A 26,795-nucleotide genomic window follows, 5' to 3' on the forward strand; every position below is an offset into this window, starting at 1 on the left:
CGGAGGTCCACAGAGGACACAGAGAAAAAATTGTAGTTAAAGTCACCACAGCTACCTGTCTGCCACCATGATGGAGAACGGAGAGGAAGACCAACCTCGAACGTAGAACGTAGAACGTTGAACAGGTTTAGCCTCTTTCTATCTGCACGGTGAAGTCGTTCATCTGGTAAATGGCCCGCCCATCCACGTACAGGAAGCCTGCGGCGGTGAGGATGCGATTGGCGTCATCCACGGCGGTGACCCAGGCCATCACGGTCACTTCCTTGTTGGCCGGCACCACCTGCCCGCGATAGAGCCAGCGGTGCTTGCGCTCCAGGGCGACGGCCGCGACGGTATCGCCTTCGTTCCACCCCCAGCGCTCGACGGCGGCGAACTTCATCAACTGCAGGAACGATTCCAGCCCCAGGGAACCCGGGGTTACCGGATCCTGGTAGAAATGCGCCTTGAAGTACCAATCCTCGCCGACAACGGTCTTGATCCCCCTGAGGTAGCCAAGGCCCGCCGGGCCTCCGTCCGGGACGTACAGTTCGATCCTGTCGATCATCCTCAGCGTCTTGTCCGGGAAGGGACGCTGCTCGGGGTAGGGGAGGGAACGCCCGCGCCCGGCTTCCTCGGCACTCGGGATATACGGAGCCGCCTCCCTGATCCCCACCTGGTTGGCCAGCGCTTCCTTGGCGAAGAACCCGAACATGGTTTCGCCTTCGTAGAGCACGCCGTGACGGTCGGCGACGGAGAAGTTGAACTCCTGGATGATCATGCCGCCGCTGGTGGCGGCCTTGGTAAGGGTCGCCGTGGCGGTAAGCGTGCCGCTGTGCGGCGTCACGGGGCGATGCTGGACCGCGGTACCTCCCAGGTTGCGGAAGGAGATATCGGTCGGGCTGGTGAGCGCGGAGCCGACGTAGGCCGCAAGCCAGCCGCAGGGCTGCAGCGCGGCTTCTAGGAGCACCGCGAAGGGCATGCGCGTCTGACGGTCGGCGGCGAAATACCACTCGTCCACCGGGATGTCGTACTGCGCCTCGGCCATGGCGCCCGGCACCATCTGCCACGGCTCGCCCTTGATGCCGGTGACGCGGTCCATGAACTGGAAGGGAGGACCGGGGAGGCGGGCGATCTTCCTCTCGCTGTCAAAGACCTTGTAGCGGTCGCCGAACCCTTCGGAAGGATTGCCGTTGCTGTACGCCAGGATCTGCTGCTTGGTGTAGAGCGCGGCTTTCCGGTCGTATAAAGGTGCCTGCACGCCCTGCGCGGCAGGCGCGGCAAAGCTCAGGGATTGCGCATGTTTGGACTGCCAGAGCTGAAGCAGGGCTTCACGCGTCGTACCGGTGAGACGGGCCGACATGTTGGTGATTTCCACGATGGGCTTGCCGTCGGCGTACATGAGTGCGTCGACGATGGCGTACGGTTCCGGCCGGTAGCCCAGTTCGCGCACGGTCACCTCGTAGGTCACCACCTTGGTGGTCTCCAGTACCTGGCCGCGGCAGCAGAGCTGGCTCGCGACGCCCGGAACCGGCTGCCACGCGGCGCCGTCGGCCTCCGCCACCCAGCCCAGGCGCAGCAGGAAGATACGCAGCGTGTGCATGCAGCACTCGTACATGAGCGTGCCCGGCATGACGCGGTCATCCACGAAGTGACAAGTGATGAACCAGTCATCGGGATGGATGTCCGCTTCGGCGCGGATGAAGCCGAGGCCGCAGCGCCCGCCGTCGGGGACCAGTTCCATGACCCGGTGCACCAGCTCCATCCTGCCGCCGGGAAGGGTAAGGGGACGCTGGACCGGGAGACCGGCGAAGAGCGGTCCGAAGCATGCCGCCAGGTCGCCTCGACGCAGGGCGTCGAGCTGCCGCGCGTCGTAGGATGCGGGCTGCATGGAGACCAGGTACTGCCAGTCCGCGGGGAGCTTTCCGGTGCGGGGACGCAGGTCGATGGCCCCGCGCACGATCCCCTTGCCGGCGTCCAGCTCCTGTTGGCTGAAGAAGCCGGCGCAGCCGTTGCGCATGGAGAGAAGCGGCTCCCCGTTCACGGTCGCCTCGAAATGGAACCGGAACAGGTAGGTCTCGCCCTGCCTGAAGAAGCGCTCGATGCGGATATCGTAGTTGATGGTCTCGCCGGGGGCGGGAAGCTCGCGGTGGAAGGTCACCACGGCGTCCAGGAGCCGGTAGACGGCGAGGCCCTTGGTGATGAAGTCGATGCCGAGATAGCCGGACAGGAACAGGTCGGCCTGGCCCGCCTCGACCGCGATGCAGGTCGGTATGCGCCCGCCGTCCAGGTACCAGGCGCCGGGATGCACATCGTGCTGGGTCACCACCCGACCGCTGGTCATCGATTTCGGCTCACCCTCGAGCGCCACGATGCGGTGCACGAGCTGCAGCGGCACGTCCGGCAGTCTCACCCTGGTCGGGTAGCTGTCCGCCTCGGCGAACTCGGGACCGAGCATCTTTGCGACCGACCCGATGGCGAATTCCAGGCACATGTCGTAGTCGTACAGCGCCGGCAGCGCACCGGGGTAGGGTGCGGGAGCGGGATTCGGTGCCGGAGCCATTCCTGATACTTGGGCTCTTCTCGGTGCTTGAGCCACTCCCGATACCGTAACTGCAGACGGTGCAGCATTATCAACCACTGCGCGTGCCTCACGTCCTCCCCTTTGCGAAGGGGAGACAGAGGGGATTTGCACCTCAACCGGTATCCCGGCAGCCAGCATCTGCTGCTGGATGGAGATCTGCAGCGCCAGCGTATCGGCGATGGACCGGCTCAGGTCGTTGGCCACTCTGAGGTACGCCTCGTGGGCCTGCTGGTGGGCATCACGCGCGCGGGCAAAGTCGCCGAGCAGAGGCTGAACCGTACTCTCCTGTGCAGGTATCTGCGACGGGGGGACTGGCTCCGTAGGTGCCTGTCCCCTTTTAGCCTGTCCCTTTTCTACCCCTTCTTCAGGCGTATTTCGTGCCGTACTTACCTGAACATCTGCGGGTCGGCTTATCGGAGGATTCGGTGTATCCGCAGGCGCTGGGCGGACAGGCGTCTGCAGCGGGGAAGCCGCCATCGGCACGGCCGTGGTCTTGGGCGACAGGGGGACTGGCACCTGCGGAGCCAGTCCCCTCTCCGGTGCGAACGGTGCCCCGCCGGTGGTGAAACGAAGGCCTTTGTGTTCGGCTGCGATAACCGACGCCGGCACGGGGACATCCGGAACAGTGGAGAAGAGCGGTTCCAGATCGACAGGGACGCGCTCGGCGGTAAGCTGCGCCAGCAACCGTAGTACCGCGGAGTTGGCATCGGTGCCGGGCTGGCAGACGGAACGCGCCACGTGCGGGCGGTTGTTGAGGATGCGCCCGATCATCCGGCTGCAGGAAGCACCGGGGCCCATCTCGATGAAGTAACGGATCCCTTCATCGTAGGCGGCTTCGATCACCTTCGGATAATCGATCCCTTCGACGGCCTGGGCCAGGATCGACTCGGCCGCGCTGCGGCGGTTAACCTGGTAGGCGCTCCCGGCCGCGCCGCTGTAGAAGGTGATCCCGGCGGGCGGATTGGTGTTGAAGACGTGCAGGTCGCGGTAGGCGTTCGCCACCTGGCGCGCCACCTCGCAATGCACGGTGGTCACACCCTGCAGCGGGAAGAAACGGCAATCGAGCATGGCCACCAGGTGCTTGACCCACTTAACATCGCCGCCGATGACGCACTCGTCGGGCGTGTTGACGATGAGGAGGTACACCCTGCTGGTCTTCTTGATGGCGCGCCGTACCTCGCGCGCCGGGGCGTCGACCACGCCGATGCTCCAGTTGATCTCTTTGCCTTCGGGCTCCCCCCATGCTTCGCGGGCGGCGCGGCATTCGCCGGCCAGGTCGCGGGTGAAGAGGGTGGAAGCCTTCATGCGGGTCAGCATGAGGTCGCGCTCGGTCCAGGTGCGGGTGGCGAAAAGCCCGGCGGATTCGCCCAGGCTGTAGCTGATCACCGCGCTCGGCTTGATCCCAAAGCGCTGCACCACGTCGGTGACCGCGCAGCCGGTGGCCACTTGGCCGAAGATGACGGCGAGATGGTTCTCGTGCACGCTGTCGATCGGCGCGCCGTTCCAGAACTGCTCCGGCTGGAACTGCTCGCGCAGGTAGAGGTTTTCCGCGTCCTGACGGCGATAGATCTCGGGCCAGCGGGCGGACAGCTCCATCCCCATACCGGCGAAATGGTTGCCGGAGCCGGGGTAGACGAAGCCGATCTTGCCGCTTTTGCCGATGGGCTTGGCGGTGAAGAAGAGGCGGTCGCGCTGGGAAGGATGCAGCACCGCCTCGGCGTAGGTCTCGTCCGAGCGCAGGATCCGCTCTCCCTGCAGGCAGAGCGAGGCGAGCTCGTCGGCGCTGCGGGCAACCAGGGAAACGGCAAGCGGTGCGCCGGAGGCGCTGCTTTCCTTGCAGACGCGCCGGGAGAGGGCGGCCACGTTCGGAGCCGGCTTTCTTTCCGCCGTCTCCCGCAGCTGCTGCAGCCCTTCGGCCAATTCCTGCCGGTCGGCACCGGTGACGCTGAACAGGAATTCGTCCCAGCCCCCCAGCGGCGCAATCTGCTCTACCACTGCGCGCTCGGGGACGTTATCGTACCCCTGCAGCACGACATGGCTCACGCTGCCGTCCACGCCAAAGACGCTGACGCCGGCATGGCGCGCTCCTTCGCTGCGGTTTCTCAGCCAGTAGCGTGATCCGTTGGGGAGGAAGAGGGCGCCGTTGCCGGAGAGCTGGCCCACGGGACGCTCGCCGGAGCGCGCTCCCGGGATGATCTCCTGGTACAGCGCCAGGCAGCCGCGCACCAGCGAGGCCAGACCCGAAGCGGCGCCGGTGTGACCGATATCGCCCTTGACGCTGACAACGGGGAGGCGCCTTTGTTGCGCCGTGGGACCCGGCTCGTCGAAGAACTCGGTGAGTGCGGCGGCTTCCATGCGGTCTTCGGCCGCGTTGCCGCTGCCGTGGGCCTCGATGAGACCGATGCCGGCGGGCGCTGCCTCGGCCTCGCCGTAGGCGCGCTCCAGCGCGTGACGGTAGGCGGGAACGCCGGGGAGCATGACTTCGCCGCTCGCGCTGCCGATGCCTCCGATGACGGCGTAGATACGGTCTCCGTCGCGCTCAGCATCTTCCAGGCGTTTCAGGATCACGGTGGCAGCTCCCTCGCCGACCACGGTGCCGTCGGCGGACTGGTCGAAGGGGGTGGCGCTGCCAAAGCCGGAGTAGGGGCGGTTAAGGTGTTGCCCGATCACGGCCCGCAGGTCGCCGGCGAGATCCACGGCTCCCACGATGGCACGGTCGATCTCGTCCGACTGCAGCTGGCGCACCGCCGTTTCCAGGGCGCGCAGGCCGGAGCTTTCCTCGCTGGACATGGTGAAGCTCGGGCCGCCACAACGGAATTCCCGGGCCACGCGGCTGGCGACCACGCTCCCCAGGGCACCCATGGTGCGGTTGGCGGTAAGTGCCGGGCCAGCCTGGTCGCGCAGTTGTTCGATCCACAGCTCCATCTCCTCCGGAGAGAGCTGCAGGCCAAGTTCCCGCGCCCACGCCTTGGCCTTTTCCGCGATGGTCCAGCGGAAGGCGAAATTGGTGCTGTTCAGGTCGAGCGCGATGCCGACGAAGACACCGGCGCGCAGGTTGTCGCCGCGCTCCATCCCGGCGTCTTTCATGGCGGCAGCGGCGGACTGCAGCATCAGGAGCTGCTGCGGCAGCATCTCCTCGAGTTCCTTGGGCGGGATGCGGAACTGGTCGGTCGGCTGGGAGAACTCGTCCAGGTAGAAACCGGCGAAGGGGGTGTCCTTCAGCTTTTCCTTGCTGAACCAGGCGCTTTGCTCGGCTCCCCACCAGTCCTTGGGCTGGGACGGCTTCGCACCGGGCTCACCGCCGAGTACGCGGGTCTGGAATGATTTCAGATCCTGCCATTTGCCAAAGCGGGCATCGAGGCCGACCACGGCAACAGCCGGGGACTGGCTCCGCGAGGTGCCTGTCCCCCTGCTTGTAGCTTCAGCAGCACCGGCTGCGCCGTCAGACAACCATTCCTCGACCAGCAGGTGCGCGTTGATGCCGCCGAACCCGAAGGCGGAAACGGCGGCACGGCGGGGCACGCCGTCGCCACGACGCTGCCACGGGGCTGCGCCCTGCAGGACTTTGAACGGGCTGCGCTCGAGCTGGAAGGTATCCGGAGCCTTATTGAAATTCGCCGTCGGGGGGAGGGTTTCCTCGGCCATGGCCAGGAGCACCTTGGTCAACGCGGCGGAACCGGCGGCGGTCAGGAGGTGGCCGATGTTGGATTTCACCGAGCCGATCACGCATCCCTTGCCGGGGGCGTCGCCCCAGAGCTCTCGCAGACTGCCGACCTCGGTCGCGTCGCCGACCGGGGTACCGGTGGCATGGCACTCGATGAGATCGACGTCCTGCGGCGCCCACCCGGCCTTGGCATAGGCGGCGCGCATGGCGCGCAACTGCCCGTCGGCCATGGGGGCCAAAAGGCTGCCGCCCACGTCGTTGGAGAGACCGATCCCCCTGATCACGCCGTAGATGTGATCTCCCTGCGCGATGGCGTCGTCGAGCCGCTTGAGCACGAAGATGCCGGCCCCTTCACCCACGACCAGGCCGTCGCCGGAGGCGTCGAAGGGCGAGCAGATGCCGCGCCGCGACAGGGCGCGCAACTGGGCGAAGCCCATCTGGGTGTAGAGGGGATCGGGACGGGACAGGCCGCCGGTGAGCATGGCGTCGGCGCGGCCGGAGATGAGCTCGTCGCAGGCAAGCTTGATGGCGTACAACGAGGAGGCGCAGGCGGCGTCCAGGGTGCTGCATCCTCCGCCGAGCCCGAGCGCGGAGGCCAGGAGTCCGGCAGGAAGCCCGGCGACGTAGCGGTTCAACGGGTTCGGGATCGGGTCGCTCCCGGCGTGCCCCAGGAGTTTTTCCTCGAAATTCCGGCCCAGGAGGGCGCGGGAGAGTTCGGCGGATTTCTCGCTGGGAAGGGCCAGGTTGCCGATGATGACGCCGATGCGGGAGCGGTCGAGCTTCGCCGTTACGGCGCTGTCGAAGGCACGCTTGCCGGCATGCAGCAGCAGGTGGAAGGCGGGATCCAGCCCGTCGGCGAGCTTCGGGTCGATGTGCAGCCCGGAAAGCGAGGACAGGGGCGGGAGGCCGTCGATGAAGCAGCCGCGTTTGGAGTACACGTGGTCCGGCTTCCCGGCCTCCGGATGGAAGGCGGCGTCAGCCGCGAGGGCCCAGCGTCCTGCCGGTACCTCGCGCGCTGCGCTCTTGGCGTTACGGATGTTATCCCAGAATTTCGTCAGTTCCGGCGCGTCGGGAAAGATCCCGCCCATGCCGACGATTGCCACGGAAGGCGACTGCTGCTTCATGCCTATGCCGCCCCCACAACAGTTACGGTTCTAAGCTTGTTGCGCTGGAAGGCCTGCTTGAGGGACGGGTCTATGACGCACTCGTACCCTTCCAGACGCGCGACCAGCTTGCCGCTGCTGCGATCCAGGAACTCCATGTCGGCGCTGGCGCCGTGCTTGCTCTCGGAGGTGACGCGGATGACCACCTGCACCCCTTCGCGCGGGAAGGACTCCTGGAACTGGCGGTAGCGCCCGGCAAAACAGGGGAGCGAACCGGCGCCGAAGCGCTCGAAGCTCCAGAGAATCATCATCTGGAAGGCGCTGTCGAGGACCAGCGGGTCGGTGAGCCAGGAGCTCCTCAGGGGGCGCCTGATCCACTTGGCAGGCGCCGGGGCACCCTTGACCGAGGCGGCGATTCCCTTGGCGGAGCAGCCGTCCACCTGCTCGATGCCGTGCAGGTCCGGCCCGTGGAACAGGCGCTCGTTGTTGTAGATCACGCCTTCATGCGGGGCGTACGGTGTGCTCGGGATCTCCTTGATGGAGCGGATCCCTTCCGGGTGCTTGGTGGCAAGCACGATCTCGGCGCGGGCGTGCAGGATGGTCTTGCCGTTGACGCCCGGGCTGGAGAGTTCCACCGGAACCAGCCAGAACGATTCGCGTTTCTCGGCGCGGCCCGCCATCACGTTCACCGTGAAGGGGGTGTTGTCCTCGAAGACGACCCCTTTGCAGATACGCAGGTCGTTGAAGCCGTGGAAGCGGAAACCGGGGTTGCCGTGCAGCGCGCCGTGGGCGAGCCACTCGACGATGACCGCCATGGGGAGTACCGCCTTGCCGTCCAGTACGTGGGAGCGCAGGAAAGGGTATTCCGGGACGGTCAGCGTGAGCGAGAAGGCCTCGGACAGGCTAAGCGACTTGCCGGCCGCGGGAGCCGCAGCAGTCACCTGTTCGGGAAGCTGGGCGATGGCCACGATCTCGACCGGCGCATCGGCCGCGGAAATCTCGCGTGCCAGGAACTCGCCGCCTTCGGCGAGATCGATGACGCCGATCCCTTCGGAGGCGAAGACCTTCTTCAGGGCCGGGGTGACCATGCCGCCGTCCCACGGGCCCCAGTTGATGCTGACGCAGTGGCAGCCGGAGCGGCGGCGCGCCTCGGCCTGGGCGGTCTTGTTCAGCACCTCGTTGGCCACCGCGTAGTCGACCTGGCCCACGCGACCGAAACGGCCGGTGGAGGAGGAGAAGAGGGCGACGAATTTGAGGTCGTCGTTGCGGGTCGCGTGCAGCAGGGCGCGCAGGCCGTGCACCTTGGTGCTGTAGACCTGCTGGAACTGCTCGGGTGTCTTGTCCACGATGAGCCGGTCGGCAAGGACGCCGGCGCCGTGCACCACACCGCGGATCGGGCCGTGGGCGCGGCGGATCTCGCCGAGTAGGAGCTCCATGGCGCTCTGGTCGCGGATGTCGACCGAGCGGTAGATCGCCTCGGCGCCGGTGGCGGCGATACTGGTGAGGGTCGCGCGCAGTTCGCGCCCCGCCACCACGGAACGGTAACGCTCCTCGATCTCCCGGGGGTGCAGCTTCCCGGTCGCGTTCTGCATGATGGCGCGCTTGATGTCGGCCTCGTCGGTCAGGCCGGTGAGCCAGGCAGGCTCCTCCTGCGGCTCCGGGCTGCGGCCCAAGAGAACCAGGAAGGGATGGTATTCCTTGGCGAGCGCCAGGGCTGAAACCGCGGTAACGCCGCGTCCGCCGCCGGTAATCACCACGACGTCACCCTGGTCCAGGACCGGGACGGCAGGAGCGGGGGCAGCGGGCAGGACAGCGGTCTGCAGGGCGAAACGTCCTTCCGGGGTGAGGCCTACCTCGACCGGACCGCGACGCAGCATCTCGATGGCCACGGCGCCCGCAGCGGCCGCCGGATGCGGGAATTCGCCGAGGTCGATCGCCTTGCAGGCGACATCGGGCCACTCGAAGGCGGCGGTCTTGGTGAGACCAGCCAGGGCGCCGGAGAGCGGATCCTTCAAGGTCTTGCCGGATCCGAAACCAAAGGCACCGTCCAGGCGGGAGACGGTAACGCAGACCGCACCTTCGGCACGCCCGGACTCACCCAGGGCGGCAGCGGCGTCCTTCAGGAGGCGGAAGGCGTTTTCAAGGAACAGATCGTCGGTACCGGCAACAGGCGCGCAGATGACCAGGCCGGAAAGTTTCCCGGCGGGTGCGATCTGCTGCGCCTGGGCGGCGTTGATCTTGCGCACCGAGCAGCCGTGCTCGAGCAGGATGCCGCACAGCTCGGCGGCAAAGGCGGAGCCGTCGTCGGTGACCCAGATCTCGCCGTCGTTGGCGATGGTGATCGCGTCGTCGTCGCTCTCCGCGATGACAACGGGAACCACGGAGCTGCGCTGGATCGGGTGCGCCACGCTTTCAGCGGGTGCCGAGGCAGCGGCCACAGGGGCGGCAGTCGCGGGTGCGGCTTCGCTCGCAGCCGGTGCTGCCGCTTCGACGACAACCGGAGCGGCGGCTTTTGCAGGCCCGGCCAGGAAGGCGGCGATGTCGCCCAGGGTACGCAGGGTCCCCAGGTGCTCGGGACCGATTGCCGGGCAGGCGGGGAGCCGTTCCTGCAGGGCGGAAAGGATCTCGACACGCTTGATCGAATCGATGCCGAGGTCGGAATCCATGCCCATGGTCAGTTCCAGCATTTCGGCGGGGTAACCGGTCTTGTCGCTGACGACATCAAGCAGGGCCTGGCAGACGGCGGCATGGTCGACCGCAGCGGTGGCGGGGGCAACCGGCGCAGCGGGTGCTGCCGGAGCGGCAACGGCGGCAGCGGTCGGGGCGGCGGCAGAACCGGCACCAAGGAAACCGGCGATGTCGCCCAAGGTACGCAGGGTGCCCAGGTGCTCGGGCCCGATGGTCGGGGAACCGGGGAGACGTTCCTGCAGCGTGGAGAGGATTTCCACGCGCTTGATGGAGTCGATGCCCAGATCGGAGTCCATGCCCATGGTCAGTTCAAGCATTTCCGTGGGATAGCCGGTTTTCTCGCTGACGACGTCCAAGAGGGTTTCTGTCACGTTGGAAGGGGGACAGGCACCTGCGGAGCCAGTCCCCATGCTGGTGACAGCGCTCGCGGTGGCAGTGACGGACACGGCGCCAGCGGCCAGGTGCCCGGCGATATCGCCCAGGGTGCGCAGGGTGCCCAAGTGCTCGGGGCCGATGGCGGGGGAGCCGGGGAGGCGCTCCTGCAGCGTGGAGAGGATCTCGACGCGCTTGATGGAGTCGATGCCGAGGTCGGAATCCATACCCATTTCCAGTTCGAGCATTTCGACGGGGTAGCCGGTTTTCTCGCTCACTACGGCGAGCAGGGTCTCGGTCACGTTGGAAAGGGGACTGGCACCTGCGGAGCCAGTCCCCGCGTTGGTGGCGGCACTCGCAGTGACTGGTGCGGCGGCAGCGACGGAAGCCATGCCTGCAGAAAGATGACCGGCAATGTCGCCCAGCGTGCGCAGGGTGCCCAGGTGCTCGGGGCCAATGGCCGGGGAGCCGGGGAGGCGCTCCTGCAGGGTGGACAGGATCTCGACGCGCTTGATGGAGTCGATGCCGAGGTCGGAGTCCATACCCATGTCGAGCTCGAGCATCTCCACAGGGTAGCCGGTCTTCTCGCTGATCACGGCGAGGAGGGTTTCGGTTACCTGGGAAGCGGGGCAGGCCGAAGGGGGACAGGCACCTGCGGAGCCGGTCCCCTGGCTGGCGGCAGCGGCAGGCGCGGCACCAGCGGCGAGATGACCGGCGATGTCGCCCAGGGTGCGCAGCGTGCCCAGGTGCTCAGGGCCGATCACGGGTGAGCCCGGCAGGCGCTCCTGCAGGGTGGACAGAATCTCCACGCGCTTGATGGAGTCGATACCGAGGTCGGAGTCCATACCCATATCGAGCTCAAGCATTTCAATGGGATACCCGGTCTTCTCGGAGATGACGGTCAAGAGGGTCTGGGTAATGTGACCGGCATCGGCGCCCTTCGCCGCGACAGGGGCCGAAGCGACAGACGCCACAGAGGCGGACGCTGCCGGCGCGGCAGCCACAGGAGCCGGAACGGCCTTGGCGGCAACCGGAGCAACCGGAGCCGGGGCTGCGGCCACCGGAGCTACGTAGGCAGGCGCCTGGACAGGGGCGGCGACGGGAGCGGCCGGAGCGAATGCGGTCGGCGCTACCTGCGCGGCCGGAACAACCGGCGCACCCATGATCAGTCGTTGTTGCTGCTCCAGCAGCGTCTGGAAGGTCTTGGCTGCGGCTTCCTGTCCTTCGAGGAAGCGGCGGTGCAGCAGCGCGGTATCCTCCTGCATTTTCTGCAGGACCGCCATCCCTTCACGAGCCAGGCGCAGCGATTCGTTCAGCGAGGCATGAGCAGCGGGCTGGGCAACGGCAGGTTGCGGCTGATACGTCGGCGCTGCGGGCGCGGCAGTCTGATAACCAGCCTGCTGGGGCACCGCTGCTGCGGCCTGAACCGGAGCGCTGGGAGCGGACATAGCGGCGACCGGTGCCGGAGCCGCGACCACGGCCGGCTTCGGCTGAACCGCCGGTTTCTTCGGCTTCGCCTTGACGTAGTTGGCGCCGCACAGCGGGATGGTCAGCGCAGGCTTCTTGCCGGTGGGTGCCGGGGCCGGACGGTGCCCCTCATCCCAAAGGGCGAGGTTCACGCCGTAACCGAGCACGGCAAGCTGAGCCAGGGTCCTGGCCAGGTCGGCTACGCCGGTACGTTTGCCGGAGGAGGCGTCGATGGCGAAGGCGAGGTGGGGACGTTTGCCCAGGATGGCCTGCACCAGGCCGGTCAGGCGGTTGCCGGGGCCGACCTCGACGAAGGAGGTAATCCCAGCTGCGTACATCGCCTCGATCTCGGCGACGAACTCGACGGGCTTGGCGAGTTGTGCGGCGAGCTGCGCCTTGGCGGCGGCCGTATCGGCCGGGTAGACCGCGGCGGTGGTGTTGGCGTAGACCGGGATCTTGGCCTGCGGCATATCGATCTTTTCCAGGGCAGCCAGGAACGGCTTGGCGGCATCGGCGACCAGCGCACTATGGAAAGCGGCGGCAACCGGGAGTTCCTTGCAGGTCAGGTCGAGCCCCCTGAAAACAGCCGCGGCGCGCTTGATCTCGGCGGTGGTGCCGGAAAGGACGGCCTGGGTCGGGGCGTTCCTGTTGGCGATCACCAGGTCGAGCTTCTCGGCGGCGACCACCTCGGCGACTTTCTCCAGCGGCGCGGAAACGGCCAGCATGCTCCCCTTGTCGCCGGCACCGGCACCCATGAGTTGGCCGCGCAAGCGCGACAACTCGTGCAGTGCGCTCTCATCGAGCCTCCCTGCAGCACAGAGGGCGGTGAGCTCACCGTAGCTGTGACCGGCGACGGCATTCGGCTCCACCCCGAAACTCCGCAGCACGCGCAGGGCGCCGAGGCTGGTCGCCCCGATGGCGGGCTGGGCGGCCTGGGTAGCCCGCAGTTCCTCTTCCTGTTTGGCGCGGGTAGCCTCGTCGAAAGCGGAAGGGGGATAGATCAGGTCGGAAAGTCTCTTGCGGCCGGCACCGACGAAGCCTTCGTCGGACGCGGCAACGGCGTCCAGCACCTGCGGGAAACGGCAGGCGAGGTCGTTGAGCATCCCGGTGTACTGCGAGCCCTGCCCGGGGAACAGCATGCCCAGCTTGCCGGAGGCATCGCCGCAGGCGTAGTAGGCGCCATCCGGAGTCTGCCACGCGGATTTCGCGTCCTTGTCCAGCATGGCGCGGGCGTTCTTCACCAGGGAGGCGAGGTTGGTCTTGTTGCGCTCCACGACCAAGGCGAGGCGGCAGGCCGCCTTGGCATCGAACGAGGCGCGGGAAGCAAGGGCCAGGTCGCGCAGCACGCCCCAGGCGGCATCCGCGGGAACGGAGTCGAGCCTGGCGGCGACAGCGGCGGCATCTGCGCCGGAGAAGGCCAGGATCTGCGTGTTGCCGTCCCAGTCGACAACCTGCTTCTTAGGCTGGTACTCCTCGAGGACCACGTGGAAGTTGGAGCCGCCGAAGCCGAAGGCGCTGACCCCGGCGCGGCGCGGCACATCGGGACGGGGGAACCAGGGACGCTTGCCGGTCGGGAGGTAGAAGGGGGAGTTTTCACCCACCACCACGCTTTGCGGGGTCTGTACCTTGATGGTCGGCGGAATCACCTTGTGGTGCAGGGCGAGCGCCGCCTTGATCAGGCCCGCGGAACCAGCCGCCGCCTTGGTGTGACCGATCTGCGACTTGACCGAGCCGAGGGCGCACCACGGGTTCTCGGCCGTGCCGTACACCTCGCGCAGCGCGTTCACTTCAACGGCGTCGCCGACCTTGGTGCCGGTGCCGTGCGCTTCCAGAAGGCCGATACTCTCCGGGGTGACGTCCGCATTCTTGTAGGCGTTCAAAAGCGCCTTCTTCTGCCCGGCGGAGCTGGGGGCGTAGATGGCGTCCCCTTTGCCGTCGCTGGAGGAACCGATGCCGCGGATCACCGCGTAGATCTTGTCGCCGTCGCGCTCCGCATCGGCCAGGCGCTTCAGCACCACGATACCCAGGCCTTCACCAAGGATGGTCCCGTCGGCCGAGACGTCGAAGGGCTTGGCGTTGCCGGAGGGGGAAAGCGCCGGGGTCTTGCTGAAGCACATGTACATGAAGATGTCGTTGAAGGTGTCGATGCCGCCGCTCACGACGATATCGGACTTGCCGGACATGAGCTCCATGGAGGCGAGATGCAACGCGCTGAAGGAGCTGGCGCAGGCGGCGTCGACCACGCAGTTGGTGCCGCCGAGATCGTACTGTTTGCTGATCCTGCCCGCGACCACGTTGCCCAGGAGCCCCGGGAACGAGTTTTCCTGCCAGGGAACGTAGGAATCGGAGATGCGCTCGACCACGTCTTTCGCGGTTTCCTCGTCGACGCCGGCGTCCTTGAGCGCGGAGCGCCAGACCGGGTGCCCCAGACGGGCCCCCAGCGGGATGACCAGTTCCAGCGTGCCGGTGACCCCGAGGATTACGGAGACGTTGCTCTTGTCGAAGGCGCGATCGGGGCCGTAGCCGGCATCTTTGAGCGCCTGACCAGCGGCGACCAGGCCCAGCAACTGGGAGGTGTCGATCGCCTCCAGGACGTTGGGCGGGATGTTGAACTCCATCGGGTTGAAGTCGACGGGAGAGAGGAAGCCGCCGCGGCGCCCGTAGGTGCGGTCGGGACTCTTCTGATCCTCGTCGTAATAGGCATCCACCGGCCAATGCGTGGAAGGGACTTCGGTGATGGCGTCGACCCCGTCCACGATGTTGGCCCAGTAGGCGTTTTTATCCGCTGCTTGCGGGAAGAGGCAACCGATGCCGATGATGGCAAGCTGAGTTCCGTTGCTGGAGACGGCAGGTTTCAGATCATCAGTTTTCAACAAAGGTACTCCTTGATTTGTGCGATTTCGAGGGGGTGCGGTGCGATCTCTTCCAGGCGCAGCTCGATGCCCTGGCTGCGCAGGAAGTTGGCGCGGGTAAGGTGCGCCGCGCCGTGCAGGATGTTGAGCGCCACCGTGACGATCTTGCGCTCGGCGGCTGCCTCGAGGAAGGAGCCGGCGGCCCATTCGTTGAAGGCGCCCATGGCGGGGCCGCACCAGACCTGGTAATCCATCTTGCGGGTTTCAACGCCGTCCTTGGCCCAGTGTGCCCCCATGCCGAGGTACCAGCGGAAGACCAGCGCCATCTTGTGCTTCGGGTCGCGCTCGCTGCGCTCCACCTGGGAAGGGTCGCGCTTCAAAAAGTAGTCGCGGGTGCCGCGCCAGATCTCTTCCAGCGGGGCGAGGAACATGGTCTTTTCCAGCTTCTCGCGTTCCGCGGCCGGGATCTCGTCCATGCTGCCGTAGCTGCGGTAGAGCTCGTAGAGCTTGGCGGCGCGCATGGGGAACATGGTGCCGCGCTTCAGGACCTGCACAGTGACCCCCATCTCGAACATGTCGGCGGCGGGCGCCATGGTGACGTCGGCCTGGCGGGTGCCGGCCAGCATGCCGCGCACGAGGTCGGAGGTGCCGGACTCGACGCAGGCCTGGTTGACCGAACCGGTCATGACGTAGGCGGCGCCCATGGCGAAGGCGGCTGCGGCGGAAGCCGGGGTGGAGACGCCGCCGCCAAGACCCACGCGAAGCTTGCAGTCATAGCCGTACTGGCTCTCCAGCCGTGCGGCAAGCGAGTTGATGGTCGGGAAGAGGGCCATGGCCGGCCGGTTGTCGGTGTGGCCGCCGGAGTCGGCCTCGGCCGTCACGTCCTGGGCCAGCGGCACATGGGCTGCGAGCTCGGCCTGCTCGGCGGTGATGGAGCCGTTTTCGACCAGGGCGCGCAGAAGCTTCTCGGGCGCGGGCGCAAAGAACTTCGCCGCCAGCTCCTCGCGGGACACCTTGGCGATGATCCGGTTCGGGGTGACGATGCTGCCGTCGGCCGCGCGCTTGATGCCGTGCAGGCGGTAGCGCACCAGGGGGAGGGTCAGGGCGAGAAACGCCGATGCCTCGATGATGCGCACACCCTTGCGGATGTAGAGTTCGGCCAATTCCTTCTCCAGCTCCGGCTCGTGCGGGGAGTGGATCAGGTTGAAGCCGTAGGGGATGTCGCCCAGGGACTGCTTGAGGCGGTCGGCTGTGTCAGAAACCGTGGAGATGGGAAGGCCGGCTGCGCCGAAGAAACCGAGCATCCCGGCACGACCGAGCTCTTCCGCCATGGCGGCGGAGCTGATCCCCTTGGCCATGGAGCCGCCCAGGTACGGGTACCGGATGCCGATCTCGCGGCAGAAGGAAGGATCGCCCAGGTTTTCAGGGAGACAGGCGGGGGCGTACCCGACGCAGGACTGCACGCTCCCGGCGCCACCAAGTTGGGGGACGAGGTTGCCATCGCGCTGCACCAGGTACAGGGGGTGGCGTACGACGCGGAGCGCGTCTCTAAGACTCATAACGGCAGGCTCGGAACTCTCGGATTTGGCAGAGCGAGCAGCAGACTCGCCCTGAAGTGAAAAAAGATCCAAACGGGATTCTCCTGTTGCCACGAATTTGCAGCGGAGTTGCGATGGCGTAAAGGTACTGAATCGGTAGAAGGACAAGGCTCGGGCATAGAGAAGGCAGGTTCACGCATCAGGTCTATTGCAGCAACGAAAGGCGGATCCGGCTGTAAGCAATGGTGCCCAGTTTAACAGAGTACGTGTACATTAAATCGTGCAAAAAAGCAAGACAAGACGCGGGTTCAGGGCAACTTTTAACAGTACGGAGGGAGGAGCTGTGGCTCATCGACCTCCCTTTTGTTGGATGGCTTTGAGCAGGTAGGGATAAACGGTCTCTGTGACGATGGTGTACCCAGTGGCGGTAGGATGGACACCGTCCGCCAGGTTGAGGCTCTCCTTGCCGGCGACCTTGTCCAGGAAGAACGGGACCAGGATCACCTTGTGCTCCTTGGCGACGCGGGGGTAGATGGCGGCGAATTTGGCGGTGTAGGCGGGTCCCAGGTTCTTCAGCATCCTCATGCCGGCCAGGACCACGACCACGCCCTTGGCCTGCAGGGTGGACACGATCTTGCCGATGTTGCGGTGGGCAAGTTCCGGGTCCTGACCGCGCAGGCCGTCGTTGGCGCCGGTTTCCAGGATGACGATGTCGGGCTTTAGCTTCATGACCCAGTCGACCCGGGCGAGTGCCCCGGAACTGGTTTCGCCGCTGATGCCGGCGTTGATGACGGTCCACTGGTAGCCGGCCTGCTGCAGTTTGCGTTGCAACTGGGCGGGGTACGCCTCGGACTCCGGTACGCCGTACCCTGCGGTGAGGCTGTCGCCGAAGGCGACGATGGTGCCGTGGCTTGCCGGTTTGGCGGCGCCTGCCGCGAGCACCGGCCCCGCACCGGCCACGGCGCAGAGAGCGAGGGTGAAGATGGTGAAGAGGTTGCGCATGTTTTCTCCTTTGCGGGCAGACCCGGCCGCCGAAGGGGACTGGCTCCGAAGGTGCCTGTCCCCCTCGCTTTTCTGGCTACTCGTCCGGGCCTCTGAAGCGGGCGCCGTAAACCAAAGGGGACAGGCACCTTTCGGAGCCAGTCCCCTTTCTACTCATCCGACTGCTCGCGCAGGAACGTCACCGGCTTTTGCCGCAGCAGCGGGAGGGTCACGGCCAAGCCGACCAGAACCACCAGCAAGGTTGTTCCGGCTAGCAGCAGCAGGCTGTCGGCAGGGTAGGGCTGGTACCCCATGTCGAGCCCCTTGCGGCAGATGAGCAGGCTCGCCACCTGGGACATGAGCAGGGCGATCGCCCCGCTGACCAGGCCGAGCAGCAGGTTTTCGGCTGCAAAAACGGCCAGCACGAAACCGCGCCTCGCGCCGAGGATGGTGAAGTAGACGGCCTCCTGGATCCTGGCGTAGCGGGTCGCGAAGACCGAGCTTACCACAATCAGCACCCCGGCGACGATACTGAAGGAGGTGAAGAAACGCACGATGGTGGAGAGCTTCCCCATAATCCGGCCGAAGACGACCACGGTTTCGGTGAGATCGATGACGCTCACGTTGGGAAACCGGGCGACGACCTGGTTCTGCAGGGAACTGATGCGATTCTTGTCGACGCGAACCGCTGCAAAGATGGTGTGCGGTGCACCGGCAAGCGCATCCGGCGGGAAAACGAAATAGAAAAAGGGGGTAAAACCGCTGCTGGTGCGGGTGCGGATACTGGCGATGCGGGCGGTCATCGGAACACCCTGGATCTTGAAGGTGATGCTGTCGCCCATCTTCATGTCGTGCATCTTGAGCACCGTGTCCAGCACCGACACCTGCAACGTGTCGCCCCAGTCCTTCCTGAACAAGGTGGCGCCGGAAACGATGCGCTCGTCGGCAAGAAGGTCGTTGCGGTAGGTAAGGTTCATCTCCCGCCCGAGGTTGTCTCCCCGCGACTGCCGCTCCTTTTCGGGATCGATAGCCTTGTCGTTCACGGCACTCACCGTTCCCTTGACGATGGGGTAGTAGCCGGCACCGGCCCCCAGGAGCCTGGCCACGCCTTCCTTCTGGTCGGGCTGGATGTCGATCAGGAACACGTTGGGGGCACCGGGAGGGAATGATTCGATGAAACTGGCATCGAGGTTCTTTTCCACCAGGGTGATGGAGAAGATCACACCGAGGGCGGCGGACAGGGTGACGATGATGGAGAGGGAGGCGTTGTGCGGCCGGAACAGTCCTTTGAGGGCCTGCCTGAGCGCGAGATTGCCCGGGCGGCTTCGCTTCAGCAGACCCAGCACCAGCGCGGCAAGCAGATAGGAAACCAGGACGAGCGTTACCAGTGCCAGCATGAAGTAAAGCCCGGTCTTCAGATCGCGCAGCCGGATCAGCACCATGGAGAGGAAAAAGAGCGCGCCCAGGCCGGCGATGACCCAGGTGGAGCGGCTCCAGATCCGCGCCGCGTCCTCCTTGCCGAAAATGGCGCGGGGCTTCACTTCCTTGAGCCGGTACAGGGGAAGGGCTGTGAACAGGAGCACCACCAAGAGACCGATCAGCATTCCCTGCCAGATCGCGCCCGACGAGATCTGCAGCGTCACCTGGGCGGGGATGAGCCCGCTGAAAAGGGCGGGGAGGAAGCGCTGCAACAGGAAACTGCCGGTGAGACCGATGATTGTTCCGACGGCGCCGAGGACCAGGGTCACGGCCAGGAAGTGCCAGATGATGAACCGGCTCTTCGCCCCCAGAGCCTTCAGCACGGCGATGGTCCGCTCCTGCTCCTTCAGTAGCGCAAAAAGAGTGCTCTGGATGCCGAAGCCCGACAGAAGCAGGGTGAAGATGCCGCTCAGGTTGAGGAAGAAGAGGAGGTTGTCGAAGAAGCGCTTTACCCTGGAGCCGGCGTTCTTGTAGGTGGCGACACGCACGCGGGTTTCGTCGCTGGCGGCGGTAAGGCGCGCGGCGATGGCATCGAGTTCCCCCTGGTGCGCGAGCTTGAGCAGGGTCACGTGTTCCACGCGGCTACCCACCCCGATCAGTCCCAATGCCTCCTTGTCTGCCGCGGCGATGAAAACCCTGGGGCCGAGCGAAAAGAAATTGACCGGCCGATCGGGCTCCTGCAGCACCACGTCGCGCACCACCAGCGTCGCGTTACCGACCTTGAGTGAATCCCCGAGATGCAGGCGCAGACGGTCCAGAAGCTGCTGTTCCACGACCAGGGTGCCTGGCTTGAGCACGTCGGCCAGGGGCTTGCCTGAGCCGAGCAGTACCCTGCCGTAGAAGGGGTAGCCCGGCTCGACCACCTTCAGGTTGCAAAGCAGAGAACCTTCACCCGTTACTTTCTGAACCACCGAGTAAAAGTCCCACAACCTAGCACTTTTTGCCTGACCGTTTTGTGCCAGGGTGGCGATTTCCTTTTCTACCGAAGGGGGTAGGGGGGCGTGGGACCTGACGATGATGTCGCCCGCGTGCAGCGACTGGGCGTCGCGCAAAAGCGAGCTCTCGACGCTCTCACGGAAGCTCCCCAGCGAGACCAGGGTGATCATGGAGAGGGCGACGCAGAGGATGAAGACGGCGCACTGCCGCTTAGCCCCGGTCATCTGTCGCGCTATGAAACGGAGGTTAACCATGCGCCGGATCCGCGACCACACGCCCGTCCTTGAGGGTCACCACGCGGTCCGCGCTCTGTGCGATCTCGGGACTGTGGGTCACCAGGAGCAGGGTGGTGCCGCGCTCGCGCTGCAGATCGAGAAGCAGTTGCAGTATCGCGGAACCGTTGACGGAATCGAGGTTGCCGGTCGGCTCGTCGGCGAAGATGATGCGCGGCTCGTTGATGAGGGCGCGGCAGATGGCGCAACGCTGCTTCTCCCCGCCGGAGAGTTGGTGCGGGAAACTGGTCATCCGGTGCGCCAGGCCGACACGCTCCAAAAGCGCCTCCGCCTTGGTTCGGGCATCTCGGTCGCCCCTCAGTTCAGCTGGGAAGGTCACGTTCTCCAGGGCCGTCAGCGACGGCACCAGGTGAAAGGACTGGAACACGAAACCGAAGGTGCTGTTGCGCAAGGGCGCGAGGGCGTCCTCGGCAAGGTCGGTTATGTCGCGCCCCTCGATAAAGACGCGCCCCTGGTCGGGGCGGTCCAGTCCGGAGAGGAGGGTGAGGAGTGTGGACTTGCCGCTGCCGCTTTCACCTTTGACGACCAGGAATTCCCCTTCGGACACTGTCAGAGAAACCCGGTCGAGCACGGTGATGTCGCGGCTGCCGATGCGATAGTTTTTGGTAACGTCGAGCGCTTGCAGGATGGTCATCAGGGTAGGGTCCGATCTCGTATCTGGCTTCACTGCATAAATCGAGGCTTACAGTCAGCAATATCTATCACAACTACAAAGAAAAGGGCAGGTCCCAGGACCTGCCCCCGCAGGTAATTATCACTCATCGGTAGCCCGTCAACGCTCCGGTTCCTCGGGATACGGTTCGAAGAAACTCTTGGCGGCCTTGCACACGGGACAGTGCCAGTCAGGAAGCAACTCCTCAAAGGAGATGTCCGGCGGGACATCGTTGATCGGGTCTCCCTCATCAGGGTCGTAGACGTGCCGGCAAATGGTGCAGATCCATCGCTGCATGGGCAATCCCCCCTCGCTTCGCGAGCTACCACTGAACCGAATCCGGCTCCCTCTTGACCAGCAGGATGCTGCAGGGCATACGGCGCAGGATCGCGTCGTTGTCCCGCCCAAAGAGCATGTGCTCGACGCGCCCTTCTTCATGGGCAAGCAGCACCATGAGGTCGATCCTTTCGTCCTTGACCACCTGCATGATCTCGTCTACCGGCTTCCCTTCTTTGATGATGACCTTGATGGGCAGGCCGGCGCGAATCTCCTGGCCGATCATCTGGTTCAGTTCGTCCTTGGCCCGCTCCCTAATGCTCGCGTAGTTCTTCACCTCGTCGGGGATGGCGCTGGGGGCGTTCAGCGCTCCTCCCGCCATGCTCATGGTCCCTTCGGGATTGCTTGCGATATGGAGCACCATGAGCTCGGAGCCGTATCTCCTGGCAATGGAGACCCCTGCCTGAACGGCATCCCTGCAGTATTCGCTCATCCTGTTGACCACGAGAACGCGTTTGTAATTTTCCATGGCCTTGCCTCCTGAGTGGACGTCGCTTTGTGGTTCCCGGTATCCCTGAATTTAAGTATCCGCCTGAATCGTGCAGCATTTTGGGATGTTAACGAATCCGGCGGGGGGGAGGCGCTAATGATTGACCAACCCAGTATATACGATTGCCAACCCGCAGCAACTTGGTATAAATATTTCCAATCTTTTGCCGCCCGCCTTCACAACCCTGCCTACACGTAAATCCAGCCCGTTAACGGAGGTGACACATGTGCAACCTGATCAGGATCGCCGTAGTCTTGTGCTTGACCAGCCTGCTTTGTTCCTGCGCTTCGGTTTCTGTGGTAGACACCTGGCGCAACCCGACCTTGACCGGCAGCCGGGTGCACAAGGTGCTCGTGGTGAGCTTTGCCAGAAAAGAGGGGAGCCGTGCCGTCTATGAGAACACGCTGGTCAGCGAACTGCACAAGCATGGAGTCGAAGCGGTGGCGAGCTACTCCATCCTTTCGCAGGCGACACTGCCGGACTGGCACGCACTGGACCGGGCGGTGCGCTCGACCGGATCACAGGGCATCATCACCATCCAGACCATCAAGGTCGAAAAGCAGACCACGGTGCAACCCAGCGCGATCGCGTCGCCGTACCCGGGTTACTGGTACCCTCCCGCCTTCCCGGATTGGAACTTCCCCGGTTACTACCAATCCATGGCCCTCTACGGTCCGACCTACGTGACCACCTACGACATCGCGACCATGCAGGTGAACCTGTTCGACGTGAGCTCCGACAAGCTGCTCTGGGCCGGCACCATGCAGACCTACGAACCCGAAGCGGTCACCAAGGTAGGTAAGGACCTGGCGCACAAGGTGGTCACGTCCCTCAAGAAAGAAGGACTTATCTAAGAGGTCCCCGATGTTGTGCCTGAACCCGGTGCCGCGTTCCTTCTACGACCGCGACACCATCACCGTCGCACATGATCTCCTGGGGGCGTTCCTGGTCCATGATGTGGCCGGAGAGGTGAGGGTGGGGAAGATCGTCGAGGTGGAAGCATATCTCGGCGAGACCGACCTGGCGGCGCACTCTTCCAAGGGGCTCACGCCGCGCACCCGCATCCTCTTCGGCCCGCCCGGCTTCGCCTACGTCTATCTCATCTACGGGATGTACTTCTGCATGAACGTGGTGACCGAGCGGGAAGGAAGCGCCTGCGCGGTGCTTCTGCGCGCCCTGGAACCGGTGCAAAACGTGAGCGAGCGCACCCGGGGCCCGGGGCTTCTCTGCCGCGCCATGGGAATCGACCTGCACCACAACGGGCAGGACCTCGAGAGCAGGGACTTCTTCATCGCGCCCAGAGACGACTATGCGCCACACCAGGTGGTGGCGAGGCCACGCATCGGCGTTGCCTACTCCGGCATCTGGGCCGCAAAGCCGCTTCGTTTCTACCTCAAAGGGAACCCTTACATTTCGAAGAAGTAGCCGCCACCCCACGCTCACCCTCCACCCGCAGTATCTTATCCCCCACGCGGTGAACCCGATCGAGATCCGACAGTAGATCCTGCCGGCCTCCGTGGAGCACATCCGGCCCCCAATTAACAGTCGACCGCCCCTTAAAACATTAGTGCAAACAAATCTTACTCCGTTATACTCTTCTGCATTTGCCAAGGAGAGCCCGCCATGGAAATGGAACAGGCCGAGCAGCTCTACCGCTTGATGTTCACAAATATGAGGGAGGCGCTCGTCATCCTGCACCTTGACGCGCGGACCCCGGACAAGCCGCCGCTGGTCATCGAGATGAACCCCGCTGCGGTCAAACTGTGCCGCTGCAAGTCCTTCAACTTCCAAAACTGCCTGGTGACCGACTGTTTCCCCGGCTGGCTCGATCCGGACCGGTTCAAGGATCAGTGTCATCGACTCGCCGCCTTCGGAGGGTCCCAGGAGCTGGGTGAGGTTTCCCGGGAGGAGCTGTATTACCGGATCCGGATCTTCGCCCTTACCGACAACCACATCGGCATGGTGATCAGCGACTGCACCCGTTATCGCGAAGAGGAGGCGGAAATCGCAGACCTGAGCGCGAAGCTGGAAAAGGAAGCCGCGACCATGGAGCGACGGGTCGCGGAAAGGACCTCACAGCTCGAGGAGATCAACGAGGAACTCGATTCATTCGCCTTCTCGGTCTCCCATGATCTGCGGGCTCCCATACGCGCCATGCAGGCCTTCGCGGAGATCCTGCTGGACGACGAACTGCAGACACCGGCGGAGCGCAACGCCTACCTGGTCCGCATCAAGACCGCGGCGCAGGGGATGGACCGTCTCATCCAGGACCTGCTCGCCTACAGCCGGGTCAGCAGACAGGAGATCACGCTGGAGCCGGTGAACCTGGACCAGGTGGTGCGCGACGCGGCACAGCAGCTGGAACTGGCAGCGGGGGGAAAGGCCTATCGCCTCGAGATCTCGAGCGACCTCCCCGCGGTCATCGGCCATCCTACCGTGCTGGTCCAGGTGCTGCTCAACCTGATGACCAACGGCATCAAGTTCGTGCCCAAGGGGGTGATCCCCCTGCTGCGCATCTGGAGCGACGAATCGCAGGAGTACTGCCGGCTTTACGTACAGGACAACGGCATCGGCATCGCGCCGCAGCACCAGGAGAGGATCTTCAAGATCTTCGAACGCCTGCACAGCATGGAGAGCTACCCGGGGACCGGGGTGGGGCTGGCCATCGTGCGCAAGGCGGTACAGCGCCTGGGCGGCCGGATCGGATTGGAATCGAAGGAAGGGGAGGGGAGCCGGTTCTGGATTGAACTCAGGAGGGCGGAATAGCGCCGGGGGAACCATGAGCTACGTGCACCACACCATCCTCCTGGTCGACAGCGACCAGGACCAGGCCCATTTCACCAAGCTCGCCCTGCAGCGGGTCGGCGTGATCACCCCCGTGCAGAGCGCCAGGGACGGCGAAGAGGCCATCGGCTACCTGAGCGGCCGGGGGACCTTTCAGGACCGGGAGTGCTACCCCATGCCGGTCCTGATGCTGCTCGACCTGAAACTGCCGCACATCTCGGGGGTGGGGCTTTTGTCCTGGTTGCGGGAACAGCCCGCCCTGAAGCGGCTCCCCGTGGTCGTGCTCACGACGCCGGTGCCCCCGGCGGATCTGAACCGGGCCTACGAACTCGGCTGCAACTCCTTCCTGGTCAAGCCCAATTCCTTCAACGCGCTGCTCGTGATGATGCAGAACCTGGTGCAGTACTGGCTGGGGCTGAACGTCGCACCTGAGCTCGCGGGCCATCCGACGTCCCAGGAACAAGATGGCAGCACCATCCAACCTCTTTGAAACCGGTACGGCAGTACGGCGGCAGGCCATCCTGGATTCGCACCGAGGAAAGACATGGCAGATGCGGCAACCACACTTCGTGCAGTGCCATCCGATGCCGAGAGCCCGGCGACAGGCAAGAGCGTCAGCCGCAGCCACCTGGTGAACCGCCTGAACTACATCAATTTCCAGGACCAGATCGTCCTGGTCGGCCTGAAACACCTGGTCTACGACGATTCCATCATGCTGCGGGCGCGCCCCGAACCGTGCGCGGGCGAGCAGCTGGACTGCCGCTGGGACGAGCCCTGGAGCATCCAGCAGATCCTGAAAACCTACCGCTTCGACTACCTCCTCATCGCCGACGGAAAGAAGTACCTGGTGGTCAACTCCGAGCTCACTTCCATGGACGAGACGGGGCTGTCGCTGCTGCTGCCGCCGGCCTGCCGCGAATTCCAGGCCAGGAAGATAAGGCGGCACCCCGCCGGCGACATCTCGGCGCAACTGCTGCAGCACGGCGTCCTCTTCAACTGCATCCTGGTCGACTTCACCCCGGTCACGCTCCGGTTGACGGGGAGCTGGGAACGGCCGGTGTCCCTCAACTGGATCAACACGGAAGAACCGGTACATCTCAAACTGTCACGCGGGGGTGAAGTGATCTTCTCGGGGACCTTCGACATCCTGTCGCTGTACGCCGATACCGCTTGCTGCACCTTCGTCCTGCAGCAGCACCAGAACAACTTCCGCCGCTTCAGGACCAAGAGCTACCGAAACGAGCGCAAGGAACTGGTTCCGTCTCCCAACATCGTGTTCGATCACCCCTTGATCGGCAAGAGGGTGAACCTGAAGATGGGGGACATCTCGGGGACCGGTTTCTCCGTCGAGGAGAACGAAGGGGAATCGGTGCTGCTGCCGGGGATGATGATCCCTGGGGTGAAGATCAGCTTCGCCCAGGGGCTCACCCTGGACTGCTTGGCCCAGGTGCTCTCGCGCAACGTGACGGGGGAGGAGGGGGAGGAGCGGACGGCCCGCTGCGGATGCGCGATCCTGGAGATGGACATCCTCGACCACGTCAAGCTCCTCTCCATCCTGCACCAGGCCGCGGACCGCAACGCCTACGTCAGCACCGAGGTGGATCTGGACGACCTGTGGGACTTCTTCTTCCAGACCGGTTTCATCTACCCGGGCAAGTACGCCTTCTTCCAGGCCAACAAGGAGCGCATCAAGGAGACCTACGCGAGGCTCTACAACGAGAACCCGCACATCGCCCGGCATTTCATCTACCTCAGTCGCGGGGCCATCCTGGGACACCTGGCGATGGTCCGTTTCTACCGCGACACCTGGCTCATCCACCACCACGCCGCCCGCAAGTCCGCCTCGGTGAAGGCGGGCCTTGCCGTGCTGGAGCAGGTCGGCCAGTACCTGAACGAACTGGAGAGTTTCCCCTTTGCCCACCTGCGCTACGTATTCTGCTACTACCGCCCCGACAACAAGTTCCCCGCCCGGGTCTTCGGCGGCTTCGCCCGGCACCACGATGACCAGAGAAGCTGCTCACTCGACCTGTTCGCCTACTCCCACTACCGTCAGCAGGAAGAGGAGCCCCCCTGGCCCGAGCCGTGGCTGCTCGCCCCCAGTAGCGACTTCGACCTCACCGAACTGGGACGCTTCTACCGGCATGTCTCCGGGGGGCTGCTGATCGATGCGTTCGACCTGTACCCGGGCGCCGCGGGGAGCAGTTCGGTCAACGAGGAGTACAGAAGCCTCGGCTTTCGCAAGGAGAGCTACCTCTACTCGCTGCGCAAGGGAAGCAGCCTCAAGGCCTTCTTCCTGGTGAACCGTACCGACGCCGGTTTCAACATGGCCGAACTCACCAACTGCGTCACGGTGCTGGTCATCGACGAGGAGACGCCGGCCGACCTGATCGAACTGGCCCTGGGGCGGGTGAACCGCCACTACGAAGGGGAGGAGATGCCGGTGCTTACCTTTCCCGACAGCTACGTCCAGAAGAAGGCGCTCCCCCGCGAGAAGAGCTATCTGCTGTGGACCCTGGACATGCGCCACAGCGATCACTTCCTGCAGTACTGCGACGGCCTTTTCAAGGGGCACGCGAAAGGGCAGTGAGTGCCCCTGGAGC

The 26,795-nt window shown here is 64.9% G+C and carries 13 protein-coding genes; 5 read left to right on the forward strand and 8 right to left on the reverse strand.

Annotation, left to right across the window (positions count from 1 at the left end; translation table 11 throughout):
* Positions 1-127: 127 nt before the first annotated feature.
* From KP004_RS09520 to KP004_RS09555, 8 genes are all read right to left on the reverse strand, one after another.
* Positions 128-7,348 carry a beta-ketoacyl synthase N-terminal-like domain-containing protein gene (locus tag KP004_RS09520; protein ID WP_216802078.1) on the reverse strand — a complete coding sequence of 2,407 codons (7,221 nt, stop codon included), beginning with the start codon at positions 7,346-7,348 and terminating at the stop codon, positions 128-130.
* Between the two features lie 2 nt (positions 7,349-7,350).
* The gene (locus KP004_RS09525) at positions 7,351-14,727 is read right to left on the reverse strand and encodes a type I polyketide synthase (RefSeq protein ID WP_216802079.1); all 7,377 of its coding nucleotides are present in this window, start codon (positions 14,725-14,727) and stop codon (positions 7,351-7,353) included.
* Entirely contained in the window at positions 14,724-16,337 is a 1,614-nt protein-coding gene (locus KP004_RS09530) for a PfaD family polyunsaturated fatty acid/polyketide biosynthesis protein (RefSeq protein ID WP_216802080.1), read from the reverse strand. The genes KP004_RS09525 and KP004_RS09530 overlap by 4 nt, the downstream gene beginning before the upstream one ends.
* A 255-nt stretch (positions 16,338-16,592) precedes the next feature.
* A complete protein-coding gene (locus KP004_RS09535) occupies positions 16,593-17,246 on the reverse strand; it encodes an arylesterase (protein WP_216802081.1) in 654 nt (217 codons plus the stop codon).
* 149 nt (positions 17,247-17,395) lie between these two features.
* Positions 17,396-19,894: an ABC transporter permease gene (locus tag KP004_RS09540; protein ID WP_216802082.1), complete on the reverse strand. Its 2,499-nt coding sequence runs from the start codon at positions 19,892-19,894 to the stop codon at positions 17,396-17,398.
* Positions 19,887-20,567 (reverse strand): ABC transporter ATP-binding protein, encoded by a 681-nt coding sequence (locus tag KP004_RS09545; protein ID WP_216802083.1) that lies wholly within the window; start codon positions 20,565-20,567, stop codon positions 19,887-19,889. The genes KP004_RS09540 and KP004_RS09545 overlap by 8 nt, the downstream gene beginning before the upstream one ends.
* Positions 20,568-20,705: 138 nt before the next feature.
* Positions 20,706-20,882 carry a rubredoxin gene (locus KP004_RS09550; RefSeq protein ID WP_216802084.1) on the reverse strand — a complete coding sequence of 59 codons (177 nt, stop codon included), beginning with the start codon at positions 20,880-20,882 and terminating at the stop codon, positions 20,706-20,708.
* 25 nt (positions 20,883-20,907) lie between these two features.
* A complete protein-coding gene (locus KP004_RS09555; protein WP_216802085.1) occupies positions 20,908-21,390 on the reverse strand; it encodes a universal stress protein in 483 nt (160 codons plus the stop codon).
* A gap of 245 nt (positions 21,391-21,635) precedes the next feature.
* Between KP004_RS09555 and KP004_RS09560 the strand changes: the two genes are divergently transcribed.
* The 5 genes from KP004_RS09560 to KP004_RS09580 all read left to right on the forward strand — a co-directional run bounded on the left by KP004_RS09560 (position 21,636) and on the right by KP004_RS09580 (position 26,782).
* Entirely contained in the window at positions 21,636-22,265 is a 630-nt protein-coding gene (locus KP004_RS09560) for a DUF4136 domain-containing protein (protein ID WP_216802086.1), read from the forward strand.
* Positions 22,266-22,275: 10 nt separating this feature from the next.
* Positions 22,276-22,836, forward strand: a complete 561-nt coding sequence (locus KP004_RS09565) for a DNA-3-methyladenine glycosylase (protein ID WP_216802087.1) — start codon at positions 22,276-22,278, stop codon at positions 22,834-22,836.
* 198 nt (positions 22,837-23,034) lie between these two features.
* Positions 23,035-24,177, forward strand: a complete 1,143-nt coding sequence (locus KP004_RS09570; RefSeq protein WP_216802088.1) for a sensor histidine kinase — start codon at positions 23,035-23,037, stop codon at positions 24,175-24,177.
* 13 nt (positions 24,178-24,190) lie between these two features.
* Positions 24,191-24,685 (forward strand): response regulator, encoded by a 495-nt coding sequence (locus KP004_RS09575; RefSeq protein ID WP_216802089.1) that lies wholly within the window; start codon positions 24,191-24,193, stop codon positions 24,683-24,685.
* 54 nt (positions 24,686-24,739) lie between these two features.
* Complete coding sequence (locus KP004_RS09580) at positions 24,740-26,782, forward strand: PilZ domain-containing protein (protein WP_216802090.1); 2,043 nt, start codon at positions 24,740-24,742, stop codon at positions 26,780-26,782.
* Positions 26,783-26,795 lie beyond the last annotated feature (13 nt).

The organism is Geomonas oryzisoli, assembly GCF_018986915.1.
GTDB classification, from domain to species: Bacteria; Desulfobacterota; Desulfuromonadia; order Geobacterales; family Geobacteraceae; genus Geomonas; species Geomonas oryzisoli.

Excerpts from the sequence above, each read along its gene's own strand:
- KP004_RS09570 (WP_216802088.1), top strand. The coding sequence starts at position 23,035 with ATGGAAATGGAACAGGCCGAGCAGCTCTACCGCTTGATGTTCACAAAT.
- KP004_RS09555 (WP_216802085.1), bottom strand. The coding sequence starts at position 21,390 with ATGGAAAATTACAAACGCGTTCTCGTGGTCAACAGGATGAGCGAATAC.
- KP004_RS09560 (WP_216802086.1), top strand. The coding sequence starts at position 21,636 with ATGTGCAACCTGATCAGGATCGCCGTAGTCTTGTGCTTGACCAGCCTG.
- KP004_RS09545 (WP_216802083.1), bottom strand. The coding sequence starts at position 20,567 with ATGACCATCCTGCAAGCGCTCGACGTTACCAAAAACTATCGCATCGGC.
- KP004_RS09565 (WP_216802087.1), top strand. The coding sequence starts at position 22,276 with ATGTTGTGCCTGAACCCGGTGCCGCGTTCCTTCTACGACCGCGACACC.
- KP004_RS09575 (WP_216802089.1), top strand. The coding sequence starts at position 24,191 with ATGAGCTACGTGCACCACACCATCCTCCTGGTCGACAGCGACCAGGAC.
- KP004_RS09580 (WP_216802090.1), top strand. The coding sequence starts at position 24,740 with ATGGCAGATGCGGCAACCACACTTCGTGCAGTGCCATCCGATGCCGAG.
- KP004_RS09535 (WP_216802081.1), bottom strand. The coding sequence starts at position 17,246 with ATGCGCAACCTCTTCACCATCTTCACCCTCGCTCTCTGCGCCGTGGCC.
- KP004_RS09520 (WP_216802078.1), bottom strand. The coding sequence starts at position 7,348 with ATGAAGCAGCAGTCGCCTTCCGTGGCAATCGTCGGCATGGGCGGGATC.
- KP004_RS09540 (WP_216802082.1), bottom strand. The coding sequence starts at position 19,894 with ATGGTTAACCTCCGTTTCATAGCGCGACAGATGACCGGGGCTAAGCGG.
- KP004_RS09550 (WP_216802084.1), bottom strand. The coding sequence starts at position 20,882 with ATGCAGCGATGGATCTGCACCATTTGCCGGCACGTCTACGACCCTGAT.